Origin of the sequence: Commensalibacter oyaizuii (assembly GCF_029953265.1) — a bacterium.
Taxonomy (GTDB): Bacteria; Pseudomonadota; Alphaproteobacteria; order Acetobacterales; family Acetobacteraceae; genus Commensalibacter; species Commensalibacter oyaizuii.
In genome coordinates this window covers 112,814-128,142 of sequence record NZ_JASBAO010000001.1, presented here as the reverse complement: position 1 = coordinate 128,142, position 15,329 = coordinate 112,814, and the positions used below count along the sequence as shown (strand labels likewise).

Here is a 15,329-nt window from a genome sequence, read left to right as displayed (position 1 = left end):
TCTTAAGAACATTTAGCCTTTGCGTTCATGCTGGCTGCTGCTTTTTTGATTCTTGCAGAAGCACTAGGGTACTTGTTATTTAACAAACCCAAAGCTTGGCATGCAGCTTTATTGTCACCATTTTTCATTAAGCTGATGCTCACGCCAAGCAGTGCCTCTGGTGCGCGTGTAGAGCTGGGAAATTTACGGTAAATATCGAAATATCCCAAAGAAGCATCTTTATAACGTTTTTGACCTGCCAAAGACTGTGCTAACAAAAAATGAGCAGGAACAGATTTCCCCCCTTGAGGACTATCCAAAACACCTCTTGCAATCGATTCTGCCTCTGTATAGTTACCACTTTCTAAGGCTTGTTGTCCTTCTTTTAATGAAGGAACAGAACTCGTCTTTGGCTTAGCCTCAGGTGCGGCAACTTCTGCCGTATCTTTCCCTGTAGAGGTCGAAGCTGAACCACTATCTCCTCCATGGCCTGCGGCAAAATTCATATCGTCGATTTTTTTGTTTAATAAATTAATTTTGGTTTGAAATTGATTGGTTAAATCATCTAACTGGCCACGCATAGTGCGTTGTTGATCCTCTAAATTATTCACGCGATTTAAGAGATCAGGTAACAAACCACTATTGTCGTTGCTCATACTCCCTTGGTCAGAGGATTTTGAACGTCGTCTTGACCGATCACTATCCCCACCCCCCAAAGATTGTGCCTGTTGTAATTGACTGATTTGAGATTTCAAGGCTGCAATTTGATTTTGCAGTGCGATTGCATCACGGCTTGTTAGTTCTTGAGCAGAGACAGAACAAACCATCCCACCCAGTACTACCCCTAACAAAGCTCCACCTAATATCTTTTTAGACCAAGAAAACTCTGATTTCTTTTGTTGAGTTTTTCGAAGTAGCATTTGCATTACCCTTTAAGATCTTTGTTTCATTAAATATTTAAAGAATATCCGATACTTGCCTGTCGAACAAAGTGTTCTTTGTTTGATAGCAAAAAGCCGACAAAACGTATAGTACGTTTTGTCGGCTTACAATCAATCTTCGACTATCAAATAATCGGATTAACGTACGGAAGTTGTGGCATTACGATTTTGTGCCCATGCTTCTTCGTTATCACCTTCTGCAATTGGACGATCTTTACCATAAGAAATTGTGGTAATGCGATCAGGTGAAACACCCAAAGAAACTAAATAATCGCGGGCTGCATTCGCACGACGTGATCCCAAAGCGATGTTATATTCTTCAGTTCCACGATCATCACAGTTACCAGCAACCATGATTTGAACATTTGGATACCGTTTTAACCATTCAGCTTGACGGGTTAATGTGGCACGTGCTTCTTCTGTCAAATTATTCGCATTGAATGGAAAGAAAATACGATCGCCAACATTCGCAACCAAATCAGCTTGGCTGCCAGGGACAACACCACTATTATTAGTAGATAGTTGCTGATTACCACCGTTACCAGTCGTGGCCCCTTTATCACTGCCATCACCAGAACATGCAGCCAATAATAATGCAGCACCAAAAGCACTAAGAAGCTTCAATTTCATCATCTGTATTCCTACAAAGCGGCTTTCAGCTTATCGTACTTTACGTGGATAAACGATCGCCAAAAAAATAAAAATTTATTAAGCAAAATTTTTAAAAAGCAAAGTTGACCTTTACTCTTAACACTTGGAACTCTTCGAGCCAAATATTACGGTTAATCTATCAAATAACTAACAATATTACTTATAATTTTTTATCAAATTAAGAATTATTTTTTAAGTGTTGCTAGAAGACCAAGATGGTCCAGATGCCATGGTTGATGTTGGAATTGAACGTTCGTTAAATCCATTCACACCAATCGTGCGGATAGACGAGGAAAACCCACCAGCAGAACTTGAAGCAGACTGATTACAAAAGGCCAATACACGACCATTTGGGCAAAAAGTTGGGCTTTCAACGGTAAAGCCTTGAGTTAGAATTCTTTCACCTGTTCCATCAGGAGCCATCGTTCCTAATGAGAAACCACCCCCACCAATACGAACAAAAGCAATCACATCCCCACGAGGCGACCATACAGGGTTTGCATAACTGCCACTTCCATAAGAAATACGATGGGCACCGCCCCCACTTGCACTCATAACATATAGCTGCTGCTTACCACCACGGTCAGAGGAAAATACAATTTGTGATCCATCAGGGCTAAAACACGGACTCGTATCAATAGCACCAGAGCTCGTGATCTGCCGTTTTGAACCACTGGCCAGATCAACCACATAAATATCTGATCCAGCACCCCGAGTAACGGACATAATTACAGAACGACCATCTGGTGAGAAACGTGGTGCAAATGAGATACCAGTAAAATCGCCCAATAGTCTTTGTTGACCAGTTTGCAAATTAAACAAATAAACCCGCGGACGATCATTCACGTAAGACATGAATGCGATTTGATTGCTAACTGGACTGAAACGTGGGGTCAAAACCAACCATTTTCCATTAGTCAGAATACGATTATTGGCACCATCATAATCCATAACGGCTAACCGTTTTGTTGGATTCGTACGACGGCCTGTTTGTGACACATAGGCAATACGGGTATTAAAATACCCTTTTTCACCCAATAACCGCTCATAAATGACATCGCCGATCATATGAGCAACCCGACGAGCATCACCATTTCCAGAAAAAGAATAAGCAGTTCCCTGAATCTGTTGACCTGTTAAAGCATTCCATAAACGAAATTCGACACGCCCACCGGACACCGATCCTGTCACAACTGCACGTGCACCCATTGCCTTATAGGATGCAAAATCAGGGGTTGGAGTTGGTGATGTACTACTGATCACTCTAAATAACCCAGTGTTATTAAGATCACTAGTAACAACTTGTGTAATAACACCACCATTTCCAGATCCAAAATTCGGGATTACGATGGGAATGGGTTCATTTCTAGCGCGGTCGACCGTAATTTCAGCAGCACCAGCAGCATCTTTACCAGCTTGTGCAAAGGCAGAAGATAATGGTGTTACCATAATCCCCCCGACAGCACATCCGTATAAAACGCTACGTCGAGGAATAAAAACATCCCGTAAAATATCAGCATCATTATCAGAAATAATCGGACGCATCATTTAATTTCCTTTATTTAAAAAACTAAGGTTAACAGTAATTTACACCATACTAAGGACGGAATACAAATCGAAGCTGACTTGTCTTACCCAAAAGATTACTCGGAATAGGTAATTTTGAGCAAGTAGGACTCAACACTGCATCACGTGCCCTTTCTGCCAATGCACGATAGGACGGATCTGCGTTCATCTTTGCTTTTGTTGAAGGGTCAAATGTCACAACCCTTGCTTCCCCAGATGCATCAACGGTAACAACTAACCGAGCAGAGAATTTTTCGTAATCTTTTGCTGCTGTGTCCTCAACATAACAACGTCGCACAGAAGATGCAATTTTACCTTGTTGCCCAGCAGATAAGGCCTTAGTAATATCACCATTTCTTGCTCCCCCTCCATTAGGTGCTCCCCCTTGTCTTGGATTGGCTTTTGCCTTTGGCGCATGGGTTTGTTTTTGGTCTGCACGATAAGCATCCAAAGTCGATTCCAAAGAGTGCGTATCAGGGGTTTCCTTTGGGGCTTTCTCAGTTTTAGTAATTTTTGAAAAAGTCTGTACAGTCGGTAGAGCTGTAGGTACTGGGGATGGTGATGGAGGTGCAGGACTGTTTGAATTTGACGAAGAGGACAATGGCGTTACCGTTGGAGGTAACGTTACAGCAGAAGGTGATGGGGATTCCATTGCCTGAGGTTGTACAGGCTGCTCAACATTTACCTTTGATATTGCCTCTGGCGGTGGGGGCATCGGTTGAGGCGGTGGCGGTGGCGGTGGTGTTTCCTCTGTTGGTGCCTTTAAAGGGGGTGTTGGTGAAGGTGGCGCGTTTAACAATTCAGGCGCAGGTGCATTGGGATTGGGTGCATCCTCTTCAGCCTTAGCCGGCGTTTCCTGTGCTGTTGAATCGCTTGTAAATTCAACTTCGACAGGTTTATCCTCTGGCGGTTTAGGAGGAGGTGGAGGAATAACAATCAAAGACAATAAAAACACAACTGCAACAACACTTAAATGTGTTCCTACAGATGCTGCAAGTGAGTATTCAAAACGTTTACGTTCAGAACGATACATACCCAACAATGGAAAACTCCTTTGAACTATGGAGTATTAGAGGGCAAAGGCGGAATTGCTGGAGATGAAGGAGCTGAACCAGAAGCACCATTTGGCATCTGTGCAAGCAATGCAACATGGGTAAACCCACCTGTAGTAATACGCCCCATTACTTCCATCACTCTTCCATAATTAATATGCTGATCCCCTTTAACAAAAATGCGGTGTTCTGAATCATTTTTTGACAGTGCCAGTAATTCTGTAACAAGTTGATTCATATCAACAGGATTATCCCCCAAGTAAACAGAACCATCTTCCTTTACCGTTACTGTAATGGGTTTAGTATCCGCATTCACGGGTTTAGCATCCGTTTTAGGCAAATCAACATTAATACCACTGGTCATCATTGGTGCTGCAACCATAAAAATAATAAGCAACACCAACATAACGTCAACCATTGGTGTTACGTTAATGTCAGCCTGAGGCCGACGTCTTCCACGTCCGCCACGGCCAGATCCACCACCTTGAACAGAAAATCCCATTTTGACTTATTCCTGATTTTCTTTACGAGCAGACATGCTTGCCTCAGATTGACGAGAAAGAATTGCTGAAAACTCTGTTGCAAATCCTTCTAGACGTTCGGCGAACAAATTTAACTTGTTACTAAAAAAGTTATAAGCAACAACCGCAGGAATAGCTGTCAACAACCCGATTGCTGTTGCAAATAATGCTTCAGAGATACCAGGGGCAACAACTGCTAAACTTGTATTATTAGATTGAGCAATAGATGCAAATGCATGCATAATTCCCCAAACTGTACCAAACAGTCCGACAAATGGAGCAACAGGACCAATCGTTGCCAACAAAGTCAACCAGCGTTCTAAACGTTCCATCTCGCGGGTAATGGTAATTGACATTGCACGATCAATCCGTTGTTTGACCCCTTCACTGCTCATATCAATTCCATCAATTCGTGCTGATCTGCGCCATTCACCCATACCTGCACTAAATACAGCGGCCATGGGATGACTGGGTTTCACACCATACTTTTCGTAAAGTTCATCTAAACTGCCCCCAGACCAAAATAAATCTTCGAATTCATCTGCTTGACGTTTGGCTTTACGCAACGTTACAATTTTATCAAAAATAACAGCCCATACCCAAATACTGGCGACGACCAAACCAATCATCACCAATTTAACAACAAGAGCAGCATGAAGAAAAAGCGCCAAAGGGGATAAGTCCGCGGTTGGTGCAGCCAAATTTGCTGCATTAATTGATGGATCCAAAAATGCCTCCTGCACTAAGAACCTCATCAGCCTGATTTACAATACTGATGAGTCTATTATTTTATCTTTCTATAAAACAAGTGTTATATTTTTTTTTCAATAAAAACAATCTCGTTTTCGTTCGCCACTCATTATTTTTTATTTTTAAGATTCGACTTCGCTTAATGCATCGAAAATCTTTTGCCAATCCGAAGGAAACGGTGCGGGTGTATAGTCACTTTTTCTTAAACATACAAGTTGCAGTTTAATTTCGGTAACAATTTCCCCTTCCCGTGAAAAGATCTGTGACAACCAACAGCTTGCCCCTAAGGCAGTAACTAAACTTGTTTTGACATTGGCCAAATCATCTAAAAATAAGGGTTTGCGATAATGGATCTCCATTTGACGGACAACCAAGATTAATCCATGTTTATGATATAAATCTGCAACGGTTCCGCCCAAACGGCGAATACATTCCGTTCTAGCACGTTCAGCAATACCCAGATATTTGGCGTGGTAGACAACCCCCCCCGCATCGGTATCTTCGTAACAAATTCTAAATTGATAATTTTGAATCTCATCCTTTGATAGCATACGGGTTCTCATCAAAACATCATTTTCATTGCTAGGCATAACTTCCATGACTATTCTTCTTCCTCACTTATATCGTTTAATAAATCGAATTGTGAACTTATAGAGGGAGGTGGATTTAAGTTTAAATGTTTCCATCCTCTTTCCCCCAAAACCCGGCCACGACTCGTTCTTAAAACCAATCCTTCCTGAATCAGAAAAGGCTCTACAACATCTTCTAACGTATCTCTTGATTCAGCTAATGCGGCTGCCAATGTTTCCACACCAACTGGGCCACCTTGATGAAATTGAGCAATGCGCGACAAGTATCTACGATCCATTGCATCCAGTCCCAATTGGTCAACCTCCAATCTTGACAAAGCTGCGTCAGCTATATGACGATCTACAGGCCCTTTATTGTGATGCGTAACCAAGGCAAAATCGCGAACACGGCGTAATAAACGTCCGGCAATACGCGGCGTTCCCCTAGAGCGATAGGCAATTTCGCGGGCACCGTCATCAGTTAAATCCAATCCCAGCTTTTTTGCGCCTCTAGCAACGATCAAAGTTAATTCGTCAGGCGTGTAAAAAACCAACCGCAACGGGATACCAAAACGATCCCGAAGTGGTGTTGCTAATAACCCAGAACGTGTTGTAGCTGCAACCAAAGTAAAAGGGGATAAGTCAATCCTGACAGATCGTGCTGCTGGCCCTTCGCCAATAATTAAATCTAATTGAAAATCCTCCATCGCTGGGTATAAAATTTCCTCGATAGAAGGGTGCAGGCGATGAATTTCATCAATAAATAATACATCTCTTGGTTGCAAGTTGGTTAAGATCGCTGCCAAGTCACCAGCTCTTTGAATGACAGGCCCAGAGGTTGCTCGAAATCCAACACCTAGCTCGCGCGAAACAATTTGGGCCAAGGTTGTTTTACCAAGACCTGGCGGGCCATGTAGTAGAACGTGATCCAAAGCATCCTCGCGCTGACGTGCGGCTTGAATAAAAATTGATAGATTTTCTCGGGATGTTTTTTGTCCAATAAACTCGTCAAGCGTTTGTGGACGCAAAGCCACCTCCAGCGTGTCTTCTGAACGTAGGGCGGCATCAACTGGACGATTTTCTTCTGATTTCATTTCGCTAACTCACGTAAAGATTCGCGTAAAACCAAATCTAGTTTTGGGGGAGTATTATTTATAGTTAATCGTTTAATCACACGACTTACAACGGGCTGGGCCTCAATCCGACGGAACCCAAGCCCTTCCAAAGCCATTAAAGCATCTGATAAAAGGGAGGTATTTTGCGCAACCTCTTTCTCCTTTCCTTCTGAAACAGCAATGGAAATCGATTGCATTGGCATAGAAGCAACTTTGCCATTTAGTTCAGTCAATATCCGAGTAGCTAGACGCGCACCCACCCCTGGAGCGCGAATCAAGCTGGCTTTATCCCCCACCATAATGGTTGCAGCGAGTTCATCGGGGGTTAATGTAGATAATATAGCTAAGGCCATCCTGACCCCAACGCCTTGAACTGTGGTTAACATTCTAAACCAATCACGCTCGTAAGCATCGCTGAAGCCATATAGCAAGATCGCGTCTTCTCTGACAATTGTTTCAATTAAGACTTTGGCAATTTCTGGGGGTCTGGGTAAACGGGCTAATGTACGACTAGAGGCAAATACAACATAGCCCACACCGTTCACATCAATCAGGCAACGATCAGCGTCATTTTGTTCAATCAATAATCCTGTAAGCTGTCCAATCATGCCATAACCTTCCCCGCTGCAACAAAATTTTGACTGGTCCTGTGATGTGCGTGACAAATTGCAATAGCCAAAGCATCAGCAGCATCTGCCCTGGGGATTGTTGCTGTTGGTAATAATCGTTTTATCATCATCGTCACCTGATCCTTCGTGGCGGCCCCTGTGCCAACCACGGCTCTTTTTACGGTTTTCGCCCCATATTCAATGACCAATAAACCACTTTTGGCTGGAACCAGCAACGCAACCCCCCTAGCATAACCAAGCTTTAAAGTCGCTGTTCCATTTTGATTAACATAAGTTTCTTCAACCGCAGCTTCATCAGGAGAATATTGATTTATTAATCCCTCTAACCCATTTGATAAAACACAAAGACGCTCTGGTACTGCCATCTTACTGTCCGATGCCAGAACTCCACTAGCAACATAAGAAAGACGATTACCCTGAGCGTCTATAACACCCCAGCCTGTAAAACGCAGGCCAGGATCAATCCCAATAATTCTAACCACGCGGTTTAGGCCGATAACCGTTCAGCGACATCATCAGGCAAGTCGAAATTCGCATACACATTTTGAACATCATCATGATCTTCTAAGGTATCGATTAATTTTAACAGGGTGCTTGCATTATCTTCTGTCAAAGTGACAGTATTTCCTGGGCGCCACTCAATTTTAGCACTGGCTGGATCATTAAACTTGGCCTCTAGCGCATCACGAACGGCAAAGAAATTTTCCATGGCACATGTAATTTCGTAATAACCATCAACCAATTCGACGTTTTCTGCTTCTGCTTCGATTGCTGCTTCGAACATTGCATCATATTCAGTCACAGCCTCAGGATAGGTAATCACCCCTAAACGTTCAAACATAAAGGAAACGGAATTCATTTCCCCCAATGACCCATTGTATTTGTTAAACGCTGCTCTTACATCAGAAGCTGTTCGATTTCGGTTATCCGTCAAAGCTTCAACAATAATAGCAACGCCAGCGGGGCCGTACCCTTCATAACGCACTTCGTGAAAATTATCGCCCTCTCCACTGCCTGCTGCTTTTTTAATTGCACGATCAACATTGTCTTTTGGCATGTTAACTGCTCTTGCTGCAGCGACCGCGGCACGTAACCTTGGATTTGATGCAGGATCGGGCAGACCACTTTTGGCCGCCACTGTAATTTCACGAATGATTTTAGCGAATTCTCTTGCTCTACGGGCATCCTGTGCACCTTTGCGATGCATAATATTTTTAAACTTGGAATGTCCTGCCATTAATCTTTCTCTTAACCGTTAATTATTAAAGTTTTACCTAAGCAAACCGTCCGTGACAGTGCTTAAATTTCTTACCAGAACCACAAGGGCAAAGTCCATTGCGCGGTGTATTCACCCACTCTTGGGGAATAGTATCAGATGAAGCATTATCCGAAAAGTTATCAGATCCAAGTTGAGAGTGTTCAAACGACGTACTTTCTAAAGATGCTTCTGAAGCGGTATCATCTTCTGTGACATTGACCTCTACCCTAGATAAGATTGAAGTTACCCTTTCGTTTAAATCGTCAAGCATATAGTGAAATAAATTAAAGGCTTCTTTCTTATATTCATTTAATGGGTCTTTTTGACCATAGGCACGCAATCCAATACCCTGACGCATCTGATCAAGACGCAATAAATGTTCTTTCCATACCGCATCTAATGTTGTTAATAAAATTTGTTTTTCAACATAACGCATGATTGATGCGCCAAAATTTGCGGCCTTGACCGCCTGTGCGTTTTCTGCAGCTTTTTTAATACGATCTTCAATTTCATCAACTGAAATTGTAGGCTCCTCTGACCATTCCTTTATTGGCAGATCAAGATTTAACAGACGTTTGACCTCTGTTGTCAGCTCTTCAGATTGCCATTGCTCAGCAAAGGATTTTTCTGGCAAATAGCAACGCACCAGCATATCAATAACATCGTTACGCATAGATGCAACAATTTCAGAGACATCCTCCAAAGTCATATATTCACGACGTTGAGAATAAACCTCTTTACGTTGATCATTAATAACATCATCATATTTCAACGTGTTTTTACGCATGTCGAAATTGCGTGCTTCAACCTTTTTTTGTGCTTTTTCAAGGGCCTTATTAATCCAAGGATGAACAATTGCTTCTCCCTCTTTCAATCCCATTTTTTGCAACATACCGCTCATTCGTTCAGAGCCAAATATGCGCATTAAATCGTCTTCTAAAGATAAGAAAAAACGTGAATTCCCCGGATCCCCTTGACGGCCTGAGCGACCACGCAGCTGATTATCGATACGACGACTTTCATGACGTTCCGTTCCAATAACAAATAAACCGCCGTTCTTTTTTACTTCATCATGGTCAAGTCTGGCGCGTTCACGTAAAGCATCCTCTTTTTGCTTGCGCTCTACTTCATCTTCGATATCGGACAGTTGCTGTTGAATAAGCATGTCAACGTTACCACCCAATTTAATATCTGTTCCGCGGCCAGCCATGTTGGTCGCAATTGTAATAGCCCCAGATACCCCTGCCTGTGCCACAATCTGAGCCTCTTTTTCATGGAAACGTGCATTTAAGACATTGTGAGGTATTTTCTTTTTGGTAAGCAAATTTGAAAGATGCTCACTTTTCTCAATTGAGGTTGTACCAACCAAAATTGGTTGTTTTTTGGCATGAACTTCCTGGATTAAACGACTAACGGCCTCGTACTTCTCATTAGCTGTTAAGTAAATCTCGTCGTGTTCATCTTTGCGTTGGACCTTTAAATTCGTTGGAATAGAAATAACATCCAGTTTATAAATTTCAGCGAATTCATCCACTTCGGTCATAGCCGTTCCCGTCATCCCTGACAGTTTAGGATAAAGACGGAAATAATTTTGGAAGGTAATAGAGGCCAGGGTCTGATTTTCTTGTTGAATGGTTACATGTTCTTTGGCTTCTAAAGCTTGATGTAATCCATCAGAATATCGACGCCCATCCATCATGCGCCCAGTAAATTCGTCAATTAAAACAATTTTGTCATTTCTTACGATATAATCGACATCTTTTGCAAATAAAGTATGTGCACGTAAGGCCTGTTGCATATGATGAACAAGGGCAACGTTGTGGATATCATAAAGTCCACCCTCTTTTAACACACCCTTATCACGCATTGCGACTTCGATACGCTCTGTTCCGTGTTCTGTTGGGATAACTGTTCGAAATTTTTCGTCTTTTTCATAGTTTTCAGGGTCTTTAACAATTTCTTTAATGACCTCATCAACGGAACGATATAAATCAGAACTATCATCCGCAACGCCTGAAATAATTAGCGGGGTGCGAGCTTCGTCAATTAAAATCGAATCTACTTCGTCAACGATAGCATAGTTAAATGGCCTTTGAACCATTTCCATTAAACTATACTTCATATTATCACGCAGATAATCAAAGCCAAATTCGTTATTGGTCCCATAGGTAATATCGGCCTGATACGATTCACGACGTTCATCATCGTTTAAATCAGCAACAATTGTACCAACAGTTAACCCAAGAAACCGATACAGTTTCCCCATTTCCTCGGCATCACGCGATGCCAAATAGTCATTAACCGTAACGACATGCACACCCTTAGCAGTCAATGCATTTAAATAAACAGCCAAAGTCGCAACTAATGTTTTACCTTCACCAGTTCGCATTTCTGCGACTTTGCCATCATGAAGAACCATACCGCCAATTAACTGTACATCAAAATGGCGCATCCCTAAAACACGTTTTGATGCTTCACGAACAACAGCGAAAGCTTCTGGCAACAATGTATCCAATGTTTCACCATTTGCTAATCTTTGACGAAATTCAACGGTTTTATTCGCCAGACCATCATCATCCAAGGCCTGCATTTCAGGCTCTAAACTATTAATTTTAGGTACACGCCGTTGATAGGCTTTTAATGAACGCTCATTAGAGGTGCCAAAAACGGCACGGGCAAATTTTGCAAACATCAATGCTTTCCAAACAACGACCCCGTAGCTCTGCCTGTCAGCACAAGGTTCGTTAGTAATCAATTTTAAACTTAATTAAACTCAGACAGAACTAAGTTAACACGAATATTAAATAAATGAATTCTGACTATATATAATAATCAACCCATTAAAATATACAATCTAAAATAGTTTATCCCCTAACAATCTACAAAATAATTCAGACTTATTTAAAGACAATTTATATTTTCCATGTTAAAATATTGCCCAACTATATATTCAGTACAATAAATTTTATCAATTCTTAAGGTATTTATATGTCCATTTATAATAAGACATTTCGTTTTGCAGCAACCCTTTTTCTTTCTACAAGTTTATTTAGCACAGCCTTAATGGCAGCTGAACCAGCAGCAAAACCAGCAGCGCAAGCCAAAGCAGCACCCGCCTCTTCTGCTACTCCTATCGAAAAAGCAGATAAAAATACAGTATTAGCGACTGTTAATGGTGATAATATTACAGTTGGTGACATTTTAGACGCACGTGAAACTTTACCTGGGCAACTTCGTCAAATCCCCACAGGCGTTTTATTACCAATGATGTTAAATCAAATGGTAAATCAAAAAGCTGTTCAACAACTGGCTGACAAAGCTAATTTAGAAAACACACCAGAAGTCCAAAAACAGTTGGCTTTGGCAAAAAAAATGATTATTCAGGACGCTTACCTAAAAGGTCAGATCGAGCCTAAATTAAGCGATGAAGCCATCAAAAAATATTATGACGAAAATTATGCTAATAAACCCCCTGTTAAAACAGCACATATCCGTCATATTTTGGTGAAAAAACAAGCTGAGGCTGAAAAGATCATTAAAGAATTAAAAGCAGGTAAAAAATTCGCTGATTTAGCAAAACAATATTCTATCGATAAAGCAACCGCAGGACAAAATGGCGGGGATTTAGGATGGGTTAAGGCAGATGAGTTGGTTCCAGATTTCTCAAAGGCTGCTTTTGCAATGAAAGCAAATACAACCAGCACCACCCCTGTCAAAAGCCCATTTGGTTATCATGTAATCCAAGTTTTGGGATACAAAGATGCCCCTGTTCCAACATTAGAACAAGTAAAACCAGAAATACGTCAAAAGTTAACCCAACAAGCGGTCAAAGAAATTATTGATAGTGCGGTTAAGCAAAGCAAAATCAGCAAAAATGAAGATGTAATTAAATCATTTACTGTTCAACCCCCAACAGGGCCCGTTGCACCTGCTAAATAATAACATTTAAAATGATTATATTTCGATTGTCTTATGTTTTATCATGCTTAATGGCAATAAGTGTTATAATCATTTGCTTACAGCAAGGTATGGCGGCAACTCCGCTTGCCTTGCCCAGTAAATCATTATCGCCGACCTTTCATTCCAACCCCACATCGTTAACACCACCTAAAACAACCATTCATATAACTAACGATCCTGATCAAATCTTGGCAACCGTCGATAATGTGCCAATTAAAACAAAAGATATACAAAAAATTGCAACGGCTTTACCCAAAGAAATACAAGAACTTCCCAAAGATATATTATACCCTCAATTAGTAAAACAGCTTATTGTTGATCGGGCGATATTCAAAACCATCCAACAGGACCCAATCATTCACGATCCCGAAGTTCAGCGAGCTGTTAAAATTGCAAAAGAAAAAGCAGAAAAAAACACAATTTTAAAAATCTATTTTATAGACAAACTTAAGCCTTTTCTTACCCCTGACGCTATCCAAACCTATTATAATGCTCACTACTTAAATCCCCCTAAAATTAAAGAAGTCCACTTGCGACAAATTATTGTCCAAACTCCAGAAATAGCAAAAATTGTGATTAATGAACTGCAACGAGGAAAACAGTTCAGTGATATGGTTAAAATATACTCGATTGATCTTTATAATCGAGATAGCAAACAAGGTGATATCGGATGGTTAAGCAAAGAAGAACTGCCCACCGATTGGAATAATACCATCTCCTCATTAAAAAATGGCACATATACGACCACTCCTCTCCATTCAGAGGTGGGGTGGAGCATTATCGAAAAGGTTGGCGAACGTGTTCGTCCTGTTCCTACTCTAGATGCAGTAAAAGATAATATTAAAAACCAAATCACAAAAGAAAATGTTACCCGCTTATACGAAGAAAGCTTGAAAAAAGTTCATGTTATCGAATATTAGCCCCTTCATATACGGGAATATATCTATTATATCTATGTAATTAACATTGTGATTTTTAGGTTTTTTGTTTCAAGATAGTATCTTTTTTCATTATACAGAACATAGTGATTCTCTATTATTCCATAGGATGATTAAAATTATGAGTAAATATCCTGTTTCCCCTCTTGCAACAGATCTTCCCACACTCCCGCCTGTTCGTGGTGTGCGTTTGGCCTCGATCGAAGCAGGGTTACGATATTCAGGACGCTTGGATTTAACCCTTATGGAATTTGCCCCTTCTACTACGGTGGCGGGTGTGTTTACCAAAAATAAATGTCCAGGTGCGCCCATTGATTGGTGCCGTAACATCTTAAAACATGGCAAAGCCCGAGGCGTGTTAATAAACGCAGGCATCGCCAACGTTTTTACCGGCAAAGCTGGATTTGATGCTGTGAAATATTCTGCCCAAGCTGCAGCAAAGGCTATTGGTTGTTCAAGCGAGGAAATCTATGTGGCATCTACAGGCGTTATTGGTGAACAATTACCTTATCAAAAAATTATTGATGCCATGCCGACACTTTACCAGCAGCTTGACGAAAATCAGTGGAAAGAATCCGCCCAAGCTATTCTAACCACGGATACATTTGCCAAAGGCTATTCCATTACCACTAAAATTGGCAATGAAACGGTCACAATCCAAGGGATAGCAAAGGGCAGTGGCATGATCGCCCCAGATATGGCAACCATGTTGGCCTTTGTAACGACAGATGCAAAACTACCAGCGTCTCTTTTGCAAGCTCTTTTATCTGAGAAGGTTAAAACAACGTTTAATGCAATCACGGTCGACTCAGATACTTCGACTTCTGATACGCTACTGGTTTTTGCCACAGGTGTTGCAAATAATACAGAAATCACAGACATTAATGATCCGCTTTTACAGGATTTTGCACAAGCCTTTGAAACAACATTAAAAGAACTAGCCTTGCTGGTCATCAAAGATGGCGAAGGGGTAAGTAAACTTATTGAAATCACAGTCAAGGGCGCAGTTAATGATGATTCTGCATTCAAAATTGGTATGGCTATTGGAAATTCTCCACTAGTAAAAACAGCGATTACAGGCGAAGATGCGAATTGGGGGCGTGTTGTTATGGCTGTGGGTAAAGCTGGGGAACCCGCAAACAGAGATACTTTGTCCGTAGCGATCGGGGACATTTGGGTTGCTCATGAAGGGGGTGTTTTAACAGATTATGACCGTAATAAAGTTAACCAACATATGAAAGCTGAAACCATTAAAATCAAAGTAAATCTTAATCTTGGGCAAGGATCTGCAACTGTGTGGAGTTGTAACCTTACCAAGGGATACATCGATATTAACGGTTCTTATCTTCGTTCTTAAATTAATTTTCTTCTTCTTTTTTTTACTTTGGATTGTTCTGTTA

15 protein-coding genes are annotated in these 15,329 nt (G+C 41.2%); 3 read left to right on the top strand and 12 right to left on the bottom strand.

Features of this window, described 5'->3' with window-relative positions:
- Positions 1-2: 2 nt before the first annotated feature.
- The 12 genes from QJV27_RS00540 to secA form a co-directional block, all read right to left on the bottom strand.
- On the bottom strand, positions 3-899 hold the full coding sequence (locus tag QJV27_RS00540; RefSeq protein WP_281447044.1) for a tol-pal system YbgF family protein: 897 nt from the start codon (positions 897-899) through the stop codon (positions 3-5).
- 159 nt (positions 900-1,058) lie between these two features.
- Positions 1,059-1,550: a peptidoglycan-associated lipoprotein Pal gene (pal, locus tag QJV27_RS00535; RefSeq protein WP_281448939.1), complete on the bottom strand. Its 492-nt coding sequence runs from the start codon at positions 1,548-1,550 to the stop codon at positions 1,059-1,061.
- A 213-nt stretch (positions 1,551-1,763) separates the two neighbouring features.
- Positions 1,764-3,116, bottom strand: a complete 1,353-nt coding sequence (gene tolB, locus QJV27_RS00530) for a Tol-Pal system beta propeller repeat protein TolB (RefSeq protein ID WP_408869627.1) — start codon at positions 3,114-3,116, stop codon at positions 1,764-1,766.
- 52 nt (positions 3,117-3,168) lie between these two features.
- Complete coding sequence (locus QJV27_RS00525; RefSeq protein WP_281448938.1) at positions 3,169-4,170, bottom strand: energy transducer TonB; 1,002 nt, start codon at positions 4,168-4,170, stop codon at positions 3,169-3,171.
- Between the two features lie 26 nt (positions 4,171-4,196).
- Positions 4,197-4,691: a protein TolR gene (gene tolR / locus QJV27_RS00520; RefSeq protein WP_281447042.1), complete on the bottom strand. Its 495-nt coding sequence runs from the start codon at positions 4,689-4,691 to the stop codon at positions 4,197-4,199.
- A gap of 6 nt (positions 4,692-4,697) precedes the next feature.
- Entirely contained in the window at positions 4,698-5,465 is a 768-nt protein-coding gene (gene tolQ, locus QJV27_RS00515) for a protein TolQ (protein WP_408869605.1), read from the bottom strand.
- A gap of 117 nt (positions 5,466-5,582) precedes the next feature.
- Positions 5,583-6,059, bottom strand: a complete 477-nt coding sequence (locus tag QJV27_RS00510; protein WP_281447041.1) for a YbgC/FadM family acyl-CoA thioesterase — start codon at positions 6,057-6,059, stop codon at positions 5,583-5,585.
- A gap of 2 nt (positions 6,060-6,061) precedes the next feature.
- Positions 6,062-7,123, bottom strand: a complete 1,062-nt coding sequence (gene ruvB, locus QJV27_RS00505) for a Holliday junction branch migration DNA helicase RuvB (RefSeq protein WP_281447040.1) — start codon at positions 7,121-7,123, stop codon at positions 6,062-6,064.
- A complete protein-coding gene (gene ruvA, locus QJV27_RS00500; protein WP_281447039.1) occupies positions 7,120-7,752 on the bottom strand; it encodes a Holliday junction branch migration protein RuvA in 633 nt (210 codons plus the stop codon). Before ruvA ends, ruvB begins: the two co-directional genes overlap by 4 nt.
- Entirely contained in the window at positions 7,749-8,255 is a 507-nt protein-coding gene (gene ruvC / locus QJV27_RS00495) for a crossover junction endodeoxyribonuclease RuvC (protein WP_281447038.1), read from the bottom strand. The genes ruvA and ruvC overlap by 4 nt, the downstream gene beginning before the upstream one ends.
- Before the next feature lie 5 nt (positions 8,256-8,260).
- On the bottom strand, positions 8,261-9,010 hold the full coding sequence (locus tag QJV27_RS00490; protein ID WP_281447037.1) for a YebC/PmpR family DNA-binding transcriptional regulator: 750 nt from the start codon (positions 9,008-9,010) through the stop codon (positions 8,261-8,263).
- A 37-nt stretch (positions 9,011-9,047) separates the two neighbouring features.
- Complete coding sequence (secA, locus tag QJV27_RS00485; RefSeq protein WP_281448936.1) at positions 9,048-11,723, bottom strand: preprotein translocase subunit SecA; 2,676 nt, start codon at positions 11,721-11,723, stop codon at positions 9,048-9,050.
- A gap of 296 nt (positions 11,724-12,019) precedes the next feature.
- On the opposite strand from secA, the gene QJV27_RS00480 reads away from it, so the two are divergent.
- The 3 genes from QJV27_RS00480 to argJ all read left to right on the top strand — a co-directional run bounded on the left by QJV27_RS00480 (position 12,020) and on the right by argJ (position 15,286).
- Entirely contained in the window at positions 12,020-12,970 is a 951-nt protein-coding gene (locus QJV27_RS00480) for a peptidylprolyl isomerase (protein WP_281447036.1), read from the top strand.
- 89 nt (positions 12,971-13,059) lie between these two features.
- The gene (locus QJV27_RS00475; protein ID WP_281447035.1) at positions 13,060-13,911 is read left to right on the top strand and encodes a peptidylprolyl isomerase; all 852 of its coding nucleotides are present in this window, start codon (positions 13,060-13,062) and stop codon (positions 13,909-13,911) included.
- Positions 13,912-14,050: 139 nt separating this feature from the next.
- Positions 14,051-15,286, top strand: a complete 1,236-nt coding sequence (gene argJ / locus QJV27_RS00470) for a bifunctional glutamate N-acetyltransferase/amino-acid acetyltransferase ArgJ (protein ID WP_281447034.1) — start codon at positions 14,051-14,053, stop codon at positions 15,284-15,286.
- Positions 15,287-15,329: the final 43 nt, after the last annotated feature.